Source organism: Pseudomonas sp. MCal1, assembly GCF_026341415.1.
Taxonomy (GTDB): Bacteria; Pseudomonadota; Gammaproteobacteria; order Pseudomonadales; family Pseudomonadaceae; genus Aquipseudomonas.
This window is the reverse complement of record NZ_JAKUMP010000003.1, coordinates 205184-222036: the sequence shown is the minus strand read 5'-3', so window position 1 is coordinate 222036 and position 16853 is coordinate 205184. Positions and strand designations below refer to the sequence as shown.

The following is a 16853-nucleotide window of genomic DNA, read 5'->3' as shown; positions in this document are numbered from 1 at the left end:
GCTTTTACAATTGTTAACGGCCTGGCCCTGTCCAGGCCGTTTTCATTTGTGTATCAGTGTTTTGCCTCACACCTTGAAACGTAAGTGGAAGGTAAATTGCCGGTAAAGCTGCTTTGCTAAATCCCGGCCAGTGCTTATCGTTCAGCCTCCCGTAAAAGAAGCCCACGCGCCCAATGGTTAATCACTCCATGCAATCGTCTTCCCGAAACTCCCGTCGCTGGCTGTTGAGCCTGCTTGTATTGCTGGTCATTGCCGGTCTGTGCTGGAAATTCTGGCCCGCCGGTTCGACCCAAAAGGAGGGCGGCGAGAAGGCGCAGGCCGGTCACACGGGGCGTTCGGGGATGATGCGGCCGGGCTTCGGCGGCGCGGCGGGGCCGATTCCGGTGCGCGTGGCGCCGGCGGTCACCGGGGACTTCCCGCTGTATTACAAGGCACTGGGCACGGTCACGGCGCTTAACACCATCAATGTGCGCAGCCGGGTCGGTGGCGAGCTGGTTAAGATCTATTTCGAGGAAGGGCAGATGGTCAAGGCCGGCGACCTGCTGGCGGAGATCGACCCGCGTCCGTACCAGAACGCTTTGCTCCAGGCTGAAGGCACCTTGCTGCAGAATCAGGCGCAGTTGAAGAACGCCCAGGTCGATGTCGAGCGTTATCGCGGTCTTTACAAGGAAGACAGTATCGCCAAGCAGACCCTGGATACCGCCGAAGCGCTGGTCGGCCAGTACCTCGGGACCGTGAAAACCAATCAGGCGGCGGTCAACGACGCCAAGCTCAATCTTGAATTCACCAAAATCCGCGCACCGATTGCCGGTCGCGTCGGCCTGCGTCAGCTCGACGTCGGCAACCTGGTGGCGGCGAACGACACGACTTCCCTGGCGGTGATCACCCAGACCCAGCCGATCAGCGTCGCCTTCACCCTGCCGGAAAACAGCCTGGAAACCGTGCTTGCCCGCTACCGCAGCGGCGCCAAGCTGCCCGCCGAAGCCTGGGATCGCGGCGACACCAAACTGCAAGCCACCGGTGTGCTGCAAAGCCTCGACAACCAGATCGACGTGACCACCGGCACCCTGAAATTCAAGGCTCGCTACGAGAACCGCGATCAGTCGCTGTTCCCCAACCAGTTCGTCAACATCCACCTGCTGGCAGACACCTTGAAAGGTGTGGTGCTGGCGCCCTCGGCGGCCATTCAGTTCGGCACCAATGGCACCTTCGTCTACGCGCTGGACGGCGACAAGAAAGTCACTATCCGCCAGTTGAAGATCGGTGCCAGCGACGGCGAAAACACCGTGATCACCGAAGGCCTCGCCGCTGGCGATCGCGTGGTGCTGGAAGGCACTGACCGCCTGAAGGAAGGCAGCGAAGTGGAAGTGGTCAACGACAGCAAGGACGTACCGACCACTCCGACCGAGCATCTGCAAGGCAAGTCGGCCGCGACCGCGCCTGACGCCACCGTCACCGACAAGGCCAAGAAGGGCGCATGAACATTTCGCGCCTGTTCATCCTCCGCCCGGTCGCCACCACGCTGAGCATGCTGGCCATCGTGCTGGCCGGTCTGATTGCCTATCGCCTGCTGCCGGTGTCGGCGTTGCCGCAGGTCGATTACCCGACTATCCGGGTCATGACTCTTTATCCCGGCGCCAGTCCGGACGTAATGACCAGTGCCGTCACCGCGCCGCTGGAACGTCAGTTCGGGCAGATGCCGGGTCTCACGCAAATGGCTTCGACCAGCTCCGGCGGTGCCTCGGTGCTGACCCTGCGTTTCAGCCTCGACATCAACATGGACGTCGCCGAACAGCAGGTGCAGGCCGCGATCAACGCTGCGACCAACCTGCTGCCGACCGACTTGCCGGCGCCGCCGGTGTACAACAAGGTCAACCCGGCGGACACCCCGGTGCTGACCCTGGCCATCACTTCGAAAACCATGTTGCTGCCCAAACTCAATGATCTGGTCGATACGCGCATGGCGCAGAAGATCGCCCAGATCAGCGGCGTCGGCATGGTCAGCATTGCCGGCGGTCAGCGTCAGGCGGTACGGATCAAGGTCAACCCCGAGGCGCTCGCCGCCAACGGCCTGAACCTGTCGGACGTGCGCACGCTGATCGGCGCGTCCAACGTCAACCAGCCCAAGGGCAACTTCGACGGCCCGACCCGGGTGTCGATGCTCGATGCCAACGACCAGCTGACCTCGCCCAAGGATTACGCCAACCTGATCCTGGCCTACGCCAACGGCGCGCCATTGCGGCTCAAGGATGTCGCGCAGATCGTCGACGGCGCCGAAAACGAGCGTCTGGCGGCGTGGGCCAACCAGAATCAGGCGGTTCTGCTGAACATCCAGCGTCAGCCGGGCGCCAACGTGATCGAGGTGGTCGACCGGATCAAGGCGCTGCTGCCAAGCATCACCGACAACCTGCCGGCCGGTCTCGACGTTGTCGTGCTGACCGACCGCACCCAGACCATCCGCGCCTCCGTGACCGACGTGCAGCACGAATTGCTGATCGCCATCGCGCTGGTCGTGATGGTGACGTTCCTGTTCCTGCGACGGGCCAGCGCCACGATCATTCCGTCGGTGGCCGTGCCGTTGTCGCTGATCGGTACGTTCGGCGTGATGTATTTGGCCGGTTTCTCGGTCAATAACCTGACCTTGATGGCGCTGACCATCGCCACCGGTTTTGTGGTCGACGATGCGATCGTGATGCTGGAAAACATCGCGCGCTTCATCGAGGAGGGCGACAGCCCGATGCAGGCCGCGCTCAAGGGCGCGAAGCAGATCGGCTTCACCCTGATTTCCCTGACTCTGTCGCTGATCGCGGTACTGATTCCGCTGCTGTTCATGGGCGATGTAGTGGGGCGGTTGTTCCGCGAATTCGCCATCACCCTGGCGGTGGCGATCCTGATTTCCCTGGTGGTTTCGCTGACCCTGACGCCGATGATGTGTGCGCGTCTGCTCAAGCGTGAGCCGGAAGAACATGAACAGGGCCGCTTCTACCGTGCCAGCGGTGCGTTTATCGACTGGATGATTGCCGCTTACGGGCGCAAGTTGCAGTGGGTGCTCAAGCACCAGCCGCTGACCCTGTTGGTGGCCATCGGTACGCTGGCGCTGACCGTGTTCCTTTATATGGTGGTGCCCAAGGGCTTCTTCCCGGTGCAGGACACCGGGGTGATCCAGGGGATTTCCGAAGCGCCACAGTCGATTTCCTTTGCCGCCATGGGCGAGCGTCAGCAGGCGCTGGCCAAGGTGATTCTGGAAGATCCGGCGGTGGAAAGCCTGTCGTCCTACATCGGTGTCGACGGTGACAATGCCACGCTCAACAGCGGTCGGCTGCTGATCAACCTCAAGCCTCATGGCCAGCGTGATCTGACCGCCACCGAAGTGATTGCCCGCCTGCAACCGCAACTGGACAAACTGGTGGGCATCCGCCTGTTCATGCAGCCGGTGCAGGACCTGACCATCGAAGACCGTGTCAGCCGTACCCAGTATCAGTTCAGCATGTCCTCGCCGGATTCCGAACTGCTCAGCCTGTGGAGCGGGCGCCTGGTCGAGGCGCTGGCCCAGCGTCCGGAACTGACCGACGTTGCCAGTGACTTGCAGGACAAGGGCTTGCAGGTGTTCCTGGTGATCGACCGCGACGCCGCTTCCCGGCTGGGCGTGTCGGTATCGAACATCACCGATGCGTTGTACGACGCGTTTGGCCAGCGGCAGATTTCGACCATCTACACCCAGGCCAGCCAGTACCGTGTGGTGCTGCAGGCTCAGGCTGGAGAGAAGATCGGCCCGCAGGCGCTTGACCAGATTCACGTCAAGACCACCGATGGCGGGCAGGTGCGGTTGTCGAGTCTGGCCCACGTCGAGGAACGGCAGGCGCAACTGGCGATCACCCACATCGGCCAGTTCCCGGCGGTGATGATGTCGTTCAACCTCGCGCCGGGCGTGGCGCTGGGGCATGCGGTGGACATCATCGAGCAGGTGCAAAAGGACATCGGCATGCCGCTCGGCGTGCAGACCCAGTTCCAGGGCGCAGCCGAAGCGTTCCAGGCCTCGTTGTCGAGCACCTTGCTGCTGATTCTGGCGGCGGTGGTGACCATGTACATCGTGCTCGGGGTGCTTTACGAGAGCTACATTCACCCGATCACCATCCTGTCGACCTTGCCGTCGGCAGCGGTGGGGGCCTTGCTGGCGTTGCTGCTCAGTGGCAACGATCTGGGCATGATCGCGATCATCGGCATCATCCTGCTGATCGGGATCGTGAAGAAGAACGCGATCATGATGATCGACTTCGCCCTCGACGCCGAACGCACCCAGGGCATGGCGCCGGAGCAGGCGATCTATCAGGCGGCGCTGTTGCGCTTCCGGCCGATTCTGATGACTACGCTGGCGGCGCTGTTCGGTGCAGTGCCGTTGATGCTGGCCACTGGTTCCGGCGCTGAATTGCGTCAACCGCTGGGTCTGGTGATGGTCGGCGGGTTGCTGGTGAGTCAGGTACTGACGCTGTTCACCACCCCGGTGATCTACCTGTACTTCGATCGTCTCGGTCGGCGCTGGGGCCGTGCACCGTCGGCCGTGGAGCCGGTGGAACAGCCATGAACCTGTCCGGCCCTTTCATCAAGCGTCCGGTGGCGACCATGCTCCTGAGCCTGGCGATCATGCTGCTGGGCGGTGTGAGCTTCGGCCTGCTGCCGGTGTCGCCGCTGCCGCAAATGGACTTCCCGGTGATCGTCGTGCAGGCGAGCCTGCCCGGCGCCAGTCCGGAAGTCATGGCCTCCACGGTGGCCACGCCGCTGGAGCGCTCGTTCGGCGCCATCGCTGGCGTCAACACCATGAGCAGTCGCTCCAGCCAGGGCTCGACCCGGGTGATTCTGCAATTCGACCTCGACCGCGACATCAACGGCGCGGCGCGGGAAGTGCAGGCGGCGATCAACGCTTCGCGCAACCTGCTGCCGAGCGGGATGCGCAGCATGCCGACCTACAAGAAGGTCAACCCGTCGCAGGCACCGATCATGGTGTTGTCGCTGACCTCGGACGTGCTGGAAAAGGGTCAGCTCTACGACCTGGCCTCGACCATCCTGTCCCAGAGCCTGTCCCAGGTGCAGGGCGTCGGTGAAGTGCAGATCGGCGGCAGCTCGCTGCCGGCGGTGCGCATCGAACTCGAACCCCAGGCGCTGAACCAGTACGGCGTAGCGCTCGACGATGTGCGCAAGACCATCGCCGAATCCAACGTACGCAGGCCCAAGGGCTCGGTCGAGGATGACCAGCGCCTGTGGCAGATTCAGGCCAACGACCAGTTGGAGAAAGCCAAGGATTACGAATCGCTGATCATCCACTACAACGGCGGCGCGGCCCTGCGTCTGAAAGACGTGGCCAAGGTCAGCGACGGCGTGGAAGACCGCTACAACAGCGGTTTCTTCAACGATGACGCGGCGGTGCTGCTGGTGATCAACCGCCAGGCCGGCGCCAACATCATCGAGACGGTCAACGAGATCAAGGCGCAGTTGCCGGCGTTGCAAGCGGTCTTGCCGGCCAGCGTCAAACTGAACCTGGCGATGGACCGTTCGCCGGTGATCAAGGCTACCCTGCATGAAGCGGAGATGACCCTGCTGATCGCCGTGGCACTGGTGATTCTGGTGGTGTTCCTGTTCCTCGGTAACTTCCGCGCGTCCCTGATTCCGACCTTGGCGGTGCCGGTGTCGCTGGTCGGCACCTTTGCAGTGATGTACCTCTACGGATTCTCGCTGAACAACCTGTCGCTGATGGCGCTGATTCTCGCCACCGGGCTGGTGGTGGACGACGCCATCGTGGTGCTGGAGAACATTTCCCGGCACATCGACGAAGGCGTAAAACCGATGAAGGCCGCCTACCTCGGGGCCAGGGAAGTCGGTTTTACCTTGCTGTCGATGAACGTCTCGCTGGTGGCGGTGTTCCTGTCGATCCTGTTCATGGGCGGGATCATCGAAAGCCTGTTCCGCGAATTCTCCATCACCCTGGCGGCGGCTATCGTGGTGTCGCTGGTGGTTTCCCTGACGCTGACCCCGATGCTCTGCGCCCGCTGGCTCAAACCCCACAAGCCGGGCGAGGAAAACCGCCTGCAACGCTGGAGCCGGCGCACCAACGACTGGATGGTCGGCAAATACGCCACCAGCCTCGACTGGGTGTTGCGTCACCGTCGCCTGACGTTGCTGAGCCTGATCATCACGGTCGGGGTGAACGTCGCCCTCTATGTCGTCGTGCCGAAAACCTTCATGCCGCAGCAGGACACCGGCCAGTTGATCGGTTTCGTGCGCGGTGACGATGGTCTGTCGTTCAGTGTGATGCAGCCGAAAATGGAGACCTTCCGCCGAGCGGTGCTCAAGGACGACGCGGTCGAGAGTGTTGCCGGGTTCATCGGTGGTACCAACGGCACCAACAACGCGTTCATGCTGGTACGCCTGAAGCCGATCAAGGAACGCAATATCTCGGCGCAAAAGGTCATCGAGCGCCTGCGCAAGGAAATGCCCAAAGTGCCCGGCGCACAACTGATGCTGATGGCCGACCAGGATCTGCAATTCGGCGGCGGCCGCGAGCAGACCACGTCGCAGTACAGCTACATCCTGCAAAGTGGTGATCTGGGCGCCTTGCGCGAGTGGTACCCGAAAGTGGTCACCGCGCTGCGAGCCTTGCCGGAACTGACGGCCATCGACGCCCGTGAAGGGCGCGGTGCGCAGCAGGTGACGTTGATCGTCGACCGCGATCAGGCCAAGCGCCTGGGCGTGGACATGAACATGGTCACCGCCGTGCTCAACAACGCCTACAGTCAGCGGCAGATTTCCACGATCTACGACAGCCTCAACCAGTATCAGGTGGTGATGGAGGTCAATCCGAAATATGCCCAGGATCCGGTGACGCTCAAGCAGGTTCAGGTGATCACTGCCGACGGTGCGCGGATTCCGTTGTCGACGTTCGCCCATTATGAAAACAGCCTGGAAGACGACCGGGTCAGCCACGAAGGCCAGTTCGCCTCCGAGAGCATTGCCTTCGACATGGCCGAAGGCGTGACGGTGGAGCAGGGCAGCGCCGCCATCGAGCGGGCGATTGCCAAGGTCGGCCTGCCGGAAGACGTGATCGCGAAAATGGCCGGCACCGCTGACGCTTTCGCCGCGACTCAGAAGAGTCAGCCGTTCATGATCCTCGGTGCGTTGCTGGCTGTGTACCTGGTGCTGGGCGTTTTGTATGAAAGCTACATTCACCCGCTGACAATCCTCTCGACGTTGCCGTCGGCCGGCGTCGGTGCCTTGCTGTCGATCTATGCGCTGGGCGGCGAGTTCAGCCTGATCTCGCTGCTCGGGTTGTTCCTGCTGATCGGCGTGGTGAAGAAGAATGCGATCCTGATGATCGACCTGGCGTTGCAACTGGAGCGTCATCAAGGCATGGCGCCGCTGGAATCGATCCGCAGCGCCTGTCTGCAACGTTTGCGGCCGATCCTGATGACCACGCTGGCGGCGATCCTCGGCGCCTTGCCGTTGTTGCTCGGCCGGGCTGAAGGTGCCGAAATGCGCCAGCCGCTGGGCCTGACCATCATCGGCGGGCTGGTCTTCAGCCAGGTGCTGACCCTTTACACCACGCCTGTGGTTTACCTCTATCTCGACAAGCTGCGCCATCGTTTCAACAAATGGCGTGGCGTGCGCACCGATGCCGCTCTGGAAATTCCGCTATGACTGACCGTTCGCTTATCAATCTGGCTACCGTTCGCGGCTCGCGCCTGCTGAGCTTGTCTCTGTGCGTGGCGATGCTCAGTGCCTGCGCCGTCGGCCCGGACTACCAGCGCCCGCAGACCGCCGAAATCGCCCAGTACAAGGAAGCCGAAGGCTGGCGTCAGGCCAACCCGAGCGATTCCCTGGCGCGCGGTGCCTGGTGGGAGCTGTATGGCGACCGTCAGCTCAACGAGCTGATCGAGAAACTCAACAGCTCCAACCAGACCGTCGCCCAGTCCGAAGCCCAGTACCGTCAGGCCCAGGCCCTGGTGCGCAGCGCGCGGGGGGCGTTTTACCCGAGCGTCGATCTGAGCGCCGGCAAGACACGCTCCAGTCAGGGCACCGGCAGCAGCAGTTCGAGCCTTAGCAGTTCCGCCAGCGGGATTCGTGACACCTACAACGCGCAACTGGGCGTGAGTTGGGAAGCGGATGTCTGGGGCAAATTGCGTCGTGGCCTCGAAGCCAATGAAGCCAGTGCCCAGGCGAGCTACGCCGATCTGGCGGCGATGCGTTTGAGCCAGCAGTCGGAACTGGTGCAGAACTACCTGCAATTGCGGGTGATCGATCAGCAGAAACGCCTGCTCGAATCGACAGTCGCGGCTTACGAGCGCTCGCTGAAAATGACCATGAACCAGTACAACGCCGGGGTTTCCGGGCGCGATGCGGTGGCGCAGGCGCAGACCCAGCTGAAAACGGCCCAGGGCGATCTGGTGGACCTGGTCTGGCAACGGGCGCAGTTCGAAAACGCCATCGCGGTACTGACCGGCCAGCCGCCCGCCGAATTCAATATTGCCGAAACCCAGGACATTCCCAAGCTGCCGCAGATCCCGCTGAGCCTGCCGTCGCAATTGCTCGAACGCCGCCCGGACATTGCTTCGGCCGAGCGTTCAGTGATCGCCGCCAATGCCAACATCGGTGTGGCCAAGGCTGCGTACTACCCGGATTTCAGCCTGAGCTTGAGCGGCGGCTACAGCAGCAGTACCTCGCAGAACCTGATCAGCCTGCCGAACCGCTTCTGGTCGGTGGGGCCGAAAATGACCCTGCCGCTGTTCGACGGCGGCATCCGTTCGGCCGAAGTCGACCGCACCGAAGCGGTGTACGACCAGACCGTGGCCAAATACCGCCAGACCGTGCTCGACGGCTTCCGTGAAGTGGAAAACTACCTGGTGCAGTTGAAGGTGTACGAGGACGAAGCGGCGGTGCGCCAGGAAGCCCTTGACGCGGCACGAGACTCGTTGCGTCTGACCGAAAACCAGTACAAGGCTGGCGTAATCGCTTATCTGGATGTGGTGGTGGTGCAGGCGACTGCCCTGAGTAATGAGCGCACTGTCCTGAATATTCTGCAGAACCGCTTGATCGCCAGCGTGCAGTTGATCGCGGCGCTGGGCGGTGGTTGGGACGGCCAGTTGGAAACCACTGATAACCGCTAGTCTCATTGATCGTTGATCGTTGATCGTTGATCGTTCCCACGCTCTGCGTGGGAATGCCTCCACGGACGCTCTGCGTCCTGCCTTGGAAGGGACGCGGAGCGTCCCGGGCTGCATTCCCACGCAAAGCGTTGGAACGATCAGAACCCTGAATCAGAGGCTTGTCAGACGATCAAACAAGCGTTTCATCGGGTTGATGGCTATTTGATAACTTTGTCAGTGAATTCTTTTACGCAATCAGTACAATCGGCGCATTTGACCCCGCCGAGAACGGACGCAGTACAGCGGGGTGGTCACGAGAATTTTCATGCTCATCGGTAGCTATTCCTTCACGCTGGTTTTCATTTCGCTGTGTGTGGCGATCCTTGCTTCCTATACCGCGCTCGATCTCACCGGGCGCATTGCCACTGCCAAGGGCCGCGCCGTGCATTTATGGACGGCCGGCGGGGCGTTTGCCATGGGCATCGGCGTCTGGTCGATGCACTTCATTGGCATGCTGGCGTTCAAGCTGCCGATCAGTCTCGGTTACGACATTTCGATCACGGCGCTTTCATTGCTGATCGCCGTGCTGTCCTGCGGATTCGCCCTGTGGCTGGTCAGCCAGCCGAAACTGCCGGCCTGGCAACTGGCCTTTGGTGCGCTGATCATGGGCGCCGGCATCAGCGCCATGCATTACACCGGCATGGCCGCGATGCGCATGCAACCGGGCATCGACTACGATCCGACGCTGTTCGGCGCCTCGTTGCTGATCGCGGTCGGTGCGTCGGCCGCAGCGCTGTGGATCGCCTTTCGTCTGCGTCAGCATTCGCCTTACGTGCGACTGTTCCGTGCCGGGGCGGCGATTGTCATGGGCGTGGCGATTGTCGGCATGCATTACACCGGCATGGCAGCGGCGCGGTTTCCTGACGGCAGTTTCTGCGGTGCGGCACTCAGCGGCCTGAACGGCAATGGCCTCGACAATCTGGTGTTGATCACCACGCTGGCGGTGCTGGCCATCGCGCTGCTGACCTCGATTCTCGACGCTCGCCTTGAAGCCCGCACCGCCGATCTGGCCCATTCGTTGACCGTGGCCAACCGCGAACTCACCCAGCTGGCGCTGCACGACACCCTGACCGGCCTGCCCAACCGCATGCTGCTGGATGACCGGATCAATCAGGCGATGAAAAAGGTCAACGAGCAGGGCGGTTGCTTTGCTTTGATGTTCATCGATCTGGACGGCTTCAAACCGGTCAACGACGCTTTTGGCCACCACATGGGCGACCAGTTGCTGCGCGAAGTGGCGGTGCGTCTGCGTGAAGACTTGCGCAGCCTGGATACCCTGGCGCGGATCGGCGGCGATGAATTTGTCCTGCTGGTGCGCCTGACCGAACCCAATGATGCGCTGGGGCTGGCGGCCCGTCAGGTCGGCCTGATCGCGCAATCGTTCCGGGTCGCCGAACATGACCTGCAGATTTCCGCCAGCGTCGGCATCGCGCTGTACCCGGGCAACGGCCAGAACGCCCAGGAACTGCTGATGAACGCCGACGCCGCGATGTACCACGCCAAGGGCGGCGGCAAGAACGGTTACAGCTTCTTCGACGCCTCGATGAACAGCAACGCGCGCAAGCAATTGCAACTGCTGCAGGATCTGCGCGCTGCACTGGAACACGGCGAGTTCAGCCTGCATTACCAACCCAAATTCCATGCGGCAGACGGTCGTCCGGTCGGTGCCGAGGCGCTGTTGCGCTGGGAACATCCGACCCACGGCATGCTGATGCCGGACAAGTTCATCGATCTGGCAGAGAAGACCGGGCTGATCATTCCGATTGGCGAATGGGTGCTCAACGAAGCCTGCCGGCAGATGCGCGAGTGGTACGTGCTGGGCTACACCGACTGGCGGATCGCGGTGAACCTGTCGGCTTTGCAGTTCTGCCACTCAGGGCTGGTGCGCAGCGTGGCCAAGGCCTTGGCCACTCATCATTTGCCGGCCAACAGCCTGACCCTGGAAATCACCGAAACCACTGCCATGAGCGACGCCGACGCGAGCATGACGGTGTTGCAGGAGCTGGCCGATATGGGCGTCGACCTGTCCATCGACGACTTTGGCACCGGTTATTCAAGCCTGATGTACCTCAAGCGTTTGCCGGCCAATGAGCTGAAGATTGATCGCGGTTTCGTCCGCGATCTGGAGCACGACAGTGATGACGCGGCCATCGTTTCGGCGATCGTCGCCCTCGGTCAGGCGCTGGGCCTGCGCATCGTTGCTGAAGGTGTAGAAACCGATTCGCAACAGGACTTCCTGACGCAACTGGGCTGCGATTCGCTGCAAGGTTATCTGCTCGGTCACCCGATGCCGGCGGATCGCTTCCTGCAGGACATCGTGCGCGGCAAACAATTGGCGGTGAGTTGAGCCGCTAATCGCAGGTCATGCAAAAGCCGGCAATGGCGGTTATTCTTGCCCCGACTGTTACGTGTGCATCGGGGGAAAGGCCAGCATGGATAAAGTCATTGTGATCACTGGCGGCGGTCGTGGAATCGGCGCCGCCACTGCGTTGTTGGCTGCCGAGCAAGGCTATCGGATCTGCATCAATTACCAGACTGACGAACAGGCGGCCCACCAGGTGCTCGACCAGGTACGCGAGCGCGGCGCCACGGCCATCGCCGTGCGCGCCGATGTCAGTATCGAAGACGAAGTGGTCGCGCTGTTCAACCGGGTCGACAGCGAACTGGGCCGCGTCACCGCCCTGGTGAACAATGCCGGCACCGTGGGACACAAGTCCCGGGTCGACGAAATGTCCGAATTCCGCATCCTCAAAATCATGAAAACCAATGTGCTGGCGCCGATCCTCTGCGCCAAGCACGCAATCCTGCGCATGTCGCCCAAACACGGCGGGCAGGGCGGCAGCATCGTCAACGTCTCCTCGGTCGCCGCCCGGCTGGGTTCTCCTAACGAATACGTCGATTACGCAGCGTCCAAAGGTGCGCTGGATACGTTCACCATCGGCCTGTCCAAGGAAGTGGCGGGCGAGGGGATTAGGGTCAATGCGGTGCGTCCGGGCTACATCTATACCGATTTCCACGCCTTGAGCGGCGACCCGGATCGGGTCAGCAAGCTGGAGTCGGCGATTCCGATGGCGCGGGGCGGGCGGCCGGATGAAGTGGCGGAAGCGATTGTGTGGTTGCTGTCGGACAAGGCTTCGTATGCCACCGGGACCTTTGTCGACCTCGGCGGCGGGCGCTAAAACCCTACCGATCGTTCCCACGCTCTGCGTGGGAATGTAGCCCGGGACGCTCCGCGTCCCTTCCAGAGCTGGAACGCGGAGTGTCCCTTGAGGCATTCCTACGCAGAGCGTGGGAACGATCACCGGTAACTCAAAACGACCGCACAATCCGCCCCAGTGTTTCCATCGCCTTCTCCGCATCCTCGGTCCACGGGCTGCCGTAGTTCAATCGAATGCAATTGCGAAAGCGCTGAGTCGGCGAAAATATCGGCCCCGGCGCGATGCTGATCCCCTGCGCCAACGCCATCTGAAACAACTTCAACGAATCCATCTGCGGTGGCAGTTCCAGCCACAGGAAGTAGCCGCCAGCCGGTTGGCTCACGCGCGTCTGCGCCGGGAAGTAGCGGGCAATGGCCGCGAGCATCGCGCTTTGCTGTTCTTCCAGGGCGTAGCGCAGTTTGCGCAGGTGGCGGTCGTAGCCGCCGTGTTGCAGGTAGTCGGCGATAGCCGCTTGCGCGGGCATCGAGGCGCATAGCGAGGTCATCAGCTTCAGTCGTTCGATTTTCTGTGCGTAGCGCCCGGCGGCGACCCAGCCGATGCGGTAGCCGGGAGCCAGGCTCTTGGCGAACGAGCCGCAATGCATCACCAGACCTTCGGTGTCGAAGGCCTTGGCCGGTTTCGGCGCCTGCTGGCCGTAATAGAGTTCGGCGTAGACGTCGTCTTCGATCAGTGGCACCTGATGCTGCTTCAACAGCTCCACCAGTTCCTGTTTCTTGGCCTCGGGCATGGTTGCGCCCATCGGGTTCTGGAAACTGGTCATGCACCAGCAGGCCTTGATCGGGTGCCGCTCCAGCGTTTGGGCGAGCACGCCGAGGTCGATGCCGTCGCGCGGGTGCACGGGGATTTCCACGGCTTTGAGTTTCAGCCGCTCCAGCACTTGCAGGCTGGCATAAAACGCCGGGGCTTCGATGGCCACCAGATCGCCGGGTTCGGTGACCGCTTGCAGGCACAGGTTCAGCGCTTCGAGGGCGCCGTTGGTGATCAGCAATTCTTCCATCGGCAGCATCAGGCCGCCGACCATGTAGCGCAGGGCAATCTGCCGACGCAATTGCGGATTACCCGGCGACATGTCGGTGACCACCATGCGCGGGTCCATTTCCCGCGCAGCACTGGCCAGTGAACGGGACAGGCGTTGCAGCGGGAACAGGGTCGGGCTGGGGAACGCCGAGCCGAACGGCACGGTGCTGGGGTCCTTGATCGACTCAAGCACCGAGAACACCAGTTCGCTCACGTCGACCTTGGTGGATTCGTTGACCTGGCTGCTGATCACCGGCTCCGAGAACGGGCTCGGGGCGTGGGTGTTGACGAAGTAGCCGGAACGCGGGCGGGCACGGATCAGGCCGCGGCGCTCCAGCAGGTAATAGGCCTGGAACACGGTGGACGGACTGACGCCGTAGGTCTGACTTGCGTAGCGCACCGACGGCACCCGCTGGCCGGGGCCGAGGACGCCGGAGCGGATCAGTTCAGCGATGTCGTCGGCGAATTTTTCGTAGCGTTTCATCTTGGGTCCGGATTGATTTCTTTCTGGAAGACCGTGTCGCCTTCGTTCGCGAGCAAGCTCGCTCCCACAGTTGACCGTATTCCTCTGTGGGAGCGAGCTTGCTCGCGAATGGCCGCGCCGCAGTCTAAGGGATCATCGATTCATCGGCGCAACAAACCGGCTCTTCGCCACGCTATAAATCTCTGGCTCATTACTGTCGGCAATCCTGAAGCTCAAGGTCTGCGAGCTGCTGGCCGCACGTTCGGCAGTCATCGCCACCGACACCGGCACATCGACAATCTCGCCCGGCGCCAGGCTCAGTTGGGTCTTGCCTTGCAGCTGGAAGCCATCACCGTCCACCAGGCTCAGGTTGTAGTCCTGGCGCTGCTGGGTCTTGTTGATGACCTTTAGTGTGTAGATGTTTTCGATCTGCCCCTGACCATTCTCGCGGAACAGGCCACGGTCCTTGGTCACGTCCAGCGACACCATTGGCCGTTCGACCAATGCCAGGGCGAGTGTGCCGATCATCACGACCAGTACTGCAACGTAGCCGATCAGTCGCGGACGCAGCAGATGCGTCTTGCCACCCTGCAATTCGCGTTCGGAGGTATAGCGGATCAAGCCACGGGCGTAATTCATTTTGTCCATGATCGAATCGCAGGCGTCGATGCACGCCGCGCAGCCGATGCATTCCATTTGCAGGCCGTCGCGGATGTCGATGCCGGTCGGGCAGACCTGTACGCACAGCTGGCAATCGATGCAATCGCCGAGCCCGGCTTCGGCGGGTTTCACGTCGCGTTTGCGCGGGCCGCGGTTTTCGCCTCGGGCGGCGTCGTAGGAAATCGCCAGAGTGTCCTTGTCGAACATCACGCTCTGAAACCGCGCATACGGGCACATGTGCATGCATACCGCTTCGCGCAGCCAGCCGGCATTGATGTAGGTGGCGGCGGTGAAGAACAGCACCCAGAACAGGCTGACACCGCCGATCCGCAGGGTCAGCAATTCTTCGGCCAGTGGCCGGATCGGGGTGAAATAGCCGACAAAGGTCAGGCCGGTCAGCACACTGATCGCCAGCCACAACGTGTGCTTGGCCGCGCGCCGGGCGAGTTTGTTCAGGCTCCAGGGCGCTGCTTGCAGCTTGATGCGCTGGTTGCGTTCGCCTTCGGTGATTTTTTCGCACCACATGAAGATCCATGTCCACGAACTCTGCGGGCAGGTGTAACCACACCAGACCCGGCCGGCGAACACAGTAATGGCGAACAGGCCGAACGCGGCGATGATCAGCAGCGCCGACAGCAGAATGAAATCCTGTGGCCAGAAGGTTGCGCCAAAGATGTGGAATTTGCTTTCGGAAAGGTCCCAGAGCACTGCCTGACGACCGCCCCAGTTCAGCCATACGGTGCCGAAGAACAGCAGGAACAGAAATCCCGCACCGCTCATGCGCAAGGTGCGGAACAGGCCGGTGAAGCTGCGGGTGAAAATCTGGTTATCGCTGGTGGCGTGCTTCGCCTTCATTGGGCGCGCCGGTACTGTTTTTATCTGGGGAGATGCTTCTACGGTTCGGACGGGGATTCGTTCGCTCATGGTCGTTTGCTCATCAGCCTCCATCAGGCCGGGGAACTATGAGCGCCGATCTGTTTGCATAACAGACTCAGGTATTTCAATAAAAAGCGTATCAGATGGCTTTTTCAGGCATGCCTGCGACAACTTGAAGCAGCACGCCGGCCAGGGCGCAGATGCCTATCCCAGACGTCTGCGCCGGTCGTTGATCAAGGTCAGTCAAATCACCGAATCACTGTCGTCGGCCTTCAGGTGTTTGCGTCCATCGCTGGCACCTGCCACGGTCAATGCATCCGCTTCGGCTTCGGTGACGTAGATGCGCCGGCCGTCCACTTCGACGAACGACATGGATTTTTCGCTATCTGTCCTGACTTCCAAGGTGTCGCAGATCCGGATTTCCTCACCATTTTCAACGGTGAAAAAACACACTTTCGATTCCGGATTGCTGTCATCGATACGCAGGGGCATGGGCCAGTCCTTTTTCACAGGGGATCTGAAGGGTTAGGGCCTACGCTGCGCCGATCGTTCTACGCAACCGATTAATGGTCGCTGCTGTCCACCTTTTATCGCCTCTTTACAAGGACTGCAGGATGAACGCCTGGTGGCATGAAGTGTGGGAAACCCTGCAAGCGGAATTCGCCGACATCGGCGATGCATCGCAGCTGACGCGGATCACCGTGCGCCTGCTCATGGCGGCGCTATTGGGCGGGATTCTCGGGTTCGAGCGCGAGCACAAGGGCAAGGCTGCCGGGGTGCGAACGCACATGCTGGTGGCCCTCGGCGCGGCGTTGTTTGTGCTGGTGCCGCAATTGTCCGGGTCTCAGGCCGATGCCATGAGCCGGGTGGTGCAAGGGGTAATCGCCGGCATCGGCTTTCTCGGCGCCGGGACCATCCTGAAGAATCACGAAGGCGACGAAGGCCACGTCAAGGGTCTGACCACCGCCGCGGGTTTGTGGATGACCGCCGCCATCGGCGTCGCGGCCGGGTTGGGCCGTGAGGCGACGGCGGTGTTCAGTACGTTGCTGGCGCTGGGGATCTTCAGTGTCATGCCGCGGATCGTCAGCGTGTTCGAGAAGGATCAGCCGGATAAGGACCGCATCGAGAAGGATCACAGCGATCCTCGCTGATCAGACAATCACCGGCGGCATGGTCGTCGGCGGTTCCTCCTTGGGCGGTGGTGTGGTGCCAGGGGGTTCCTGTTCGGGGATCGGTTGCGGTTCGGTCTCGGGCAGGACCGGTTTGTCGATATTCGGGTCAGGTGTTTCGGCCGGAATCGGAATAGTCATCGGGTAAACCTCCGTGTGGCACTTGGCGTAGGAAGTGCTTAAGTGGATTGACCACTGCACTGCGAAATCGATCCGATTTTGTGGCGGGGCAAATCCCTGTGAACTTTTCCCGGCGATG

Annotated in this window: 11 protein-coding genes; 7 read left to right on the top strand and 4 right to left on the bottom strand. The window is 61.7% G+C overall.

The window, feature by feature from the left end:
• Positions 1-173 precede the first annotated feature (173 nt).
• From MKZ87_RS06790 to MKZ87_RS06765, 6 genes are all read left to right on the top strand, one after another.
• Positions 174-1481: an MdtA/MuxA family multidrug efflux RND transporter periplasmic adaptor subunit gene (locus MKZ87_RS06790; protein ID WP_266200461.1), complete on the top strand. Its 1308-nt coding sequence runs from the start codon at positions 174-176 to the stop codon at positions 1479-1481.
• Positions 1478-4582 carry an MdtB/MuxB family multidrug efflux RND transporter permease subunit gene (locus tag MKZ87_RS06785; protein ID WP_266200460.1) on the top strand — a complete coding sequence of 1035 codons (3105 nt, stop codon included), beginning with the start codon at positions 1478-1480 and terminating at the stop codon, positions 4580-4582. Before MKZ87_RS06790 ends, MKZ87_RS06785 begins: the two co-directional genes overlap by 4 nt.
• On the top strand, positions 4579-7686 hold the full coding sequence (locus tag MKZ87_RS06780; protein WP_234205163.1) for an efflux RND transporter permease subunit: 3108 nt from the start codon (positions 4579-4581) through the stop codon (positions 7684-7686). Before MKZ87_RS06785 ends, MKZ87_RS06780 begins: the two co-directional genes overlap by 4 nt.
• Positions 7683-9152, top strand: coding sequence for an efflux transporter outer membrane subunit (locus MKZ87_RS06775; RefSeq protein ID WP_085700701.1), 1470 nt, complete (start codon positions 7683-7685; stop codon positions 9150-9152). The genes MKZ87_RS06780 and MKZ87_RS06775 overlap by 4 nt, the downstream gene beginning before the upstream one ends.
• A gap of 304 nt (positions 9153-9456) precedes the next feature.
• Entirely contained in the window at positions 9457-11538 is a 2082-nt protein-coding gene (locus MKZ87_RS06770) for a putative bifunctional diguanylate cyclase/phosphodiesterase (protein WP_085700700.1), read from the top strand.
• A gap of 85 nt (positions 11539-11623) precedes the next feature.
• A complete protein-coding gene (locus MKZ87_RS06765) occupies positions 11624-12370 on the top strand; it encodes an SDR family oxidoreductase (RefSeq protein WP_085700699.1) in 747 nt (248 codons plus the stop codon).
• Between the two features lie 130 nt (positions 12371-12500).
• Here MKZ87_RS06765 and mapR read toward each other — a convergent pair whose 3' ends face one another.
• From mapR to MKZ87_RS06750, 3 genes are all read right to left on the bottom strand, one after another.
• The gene (gene mapR, locus MKZ87_RS06760; RefSeq protein WP_039772397.1) at positions 12501-13910 is read right to left on the bottom strand and encodes a GntR family transcriptional regulator MpaR; all 1410 of its coding nucleotides are present in this window, start codon (positions 13908-13910) and stop codon (positions 12501-12503) included.
• 132 nt (positions 13911-14042) lie between these two features.
• Positions 14043-15473 (bottom strand): cytochrome c oxidase accessory protein CcoG, encoded by a 1431-nt coding sequence (ccoG, locus tag MKZ87_RS06755; protein WP_266200459.1) that lies wholly within the window; start codon positions 15471-15473, stop codon positions 14043-14045.
• A gap of 195 nt (positions 15474-15668) precedes the next feature.
• The gene (locus tag MKZ87_RS06750; RefSeq protein ID WP_085700697.1) at positions 15669-15917 is read right to left on the bottom strand and encodes a DUF3203 family protein; all 249 of its coding nucleotides are present in this window, start codon (positions 15915-15917) and stop codon (positions 15669-15671) included.
• 122 nt (positions 15918-16039) lie between these two features.
• Here MKZ87_RS06750 and MKZ87_RS06745 point away from each other — a divergent pair, with 122 nt between their 5' ends.
• Positions 16040-16576, top strand: coding sequence for an MgtC/SapB family protein (locus MKZ87_RS06745; protein ID WP_085700696.1), 537 nt, complete (start codon positions 16040-16042; stop codon positions 16574-16576).
• Here the strand turns inward: MKZ87_RS06745 and MKZ87_RS06740 are convergent, their stop codons facing one another.
• Positions 16577-16735 carry a hypothetical protein gene (locus MKZ87_RS06740; protein WP_007952133.1) on the bottom strand — a complete coding sequence of 53 codons (159 nt, stop codon included), beginning with the start codon at positions 16733-16735 and terminating at the stop codon, positions 16577-16579.
• Between the last annotated feature and the right edge of the window lie 118 nt (positions 16736-16853).

What these genes read in the sequence shown, in the direction of transcription:
- MKZ87_RS06790 (WP_266200461.1), top strand. Translation starts at nt 174, where the DNA reads ATGGTTAATCACTCCATGCAATCGTCTTCCCGAAACTCCCGTCGCTGG.
- MKZ87_RS06785 (WP_266200460.1), top strand. Translation starts at nt 1,478, where the DNA reads ATGAACATTTCGCGCCTGTTCATCCTCCGCCCGGTCGCCACCACGCTG.
- MKZ87_RS06780 (WP_234205163.1), top strand. Translation starts at nt 4,579, where the DNA reads ATGAACCTGTCCGGCCCTTTCATCAAGCGTCCGGTGGCGACCATGCTC.
- MKZ87_RS06775 (WP_085700701.1), top strand. Translation starts at nt 7,683, where the DNA reads ATGACTGACCGTTCGCTTATCAATCTGGCTACCGTTCGCGGCTCGCGC.
- MKZ87_RS06770 (WP_085700700.1), top strand. Translation starts at nt 9,457, where the DNA reads ATGCTCATCGGTAGCTATTCCTTCACGCTGGTTTTCATTTCGCTGTGT.
- MKZ87_RS06765 (WP_085700699.1), top strand. Translation starts at nt 11,624, where the DNA reads ATGGATAAAGTCATTGTGATCACTGGCGGCGGTCGTGGAATCGGCGCC.
- mapR (WP_039772397.1), bottom strand. Translation starts at nt 13,910, where the DNA reads ATGAAACGCTACGAAAAATTCGCCGACGACATCGCTGAACTGATCCGC.
- ccoG (WP_266200459.1), bottom strand. Translation starts at nt 15,473, where the DNA reads ATGAGCGAACGAATCCCCGTCCGAACCGTAGAAGCATCTCCCCAGATA.
- MKZ87_RS06750 (WP_085700697.1), bottom strand. Translation starts at nt 15,917, where the DNA reads ATGCCCCTGCGTATCGATGACAGCAATCCGGAATCGAAAGTGTGTTTT.
- MKZ87_RS06745 (WP_085700696.1), top strand. Translation starts at nt 16,040, where the DNA reads ATGAACGCCTGGTGGCATGAAGTGTGGGAAACCCTGCAAGCGGAATTC.
- MKZ87_RS06740 (WP_007952133.1), bottom strand. Translation starts at nt 16,735, where the DNA reads ATGACTATTCCGATTCCGGCCGAAACACCTGACCCGAATATCGACAAA.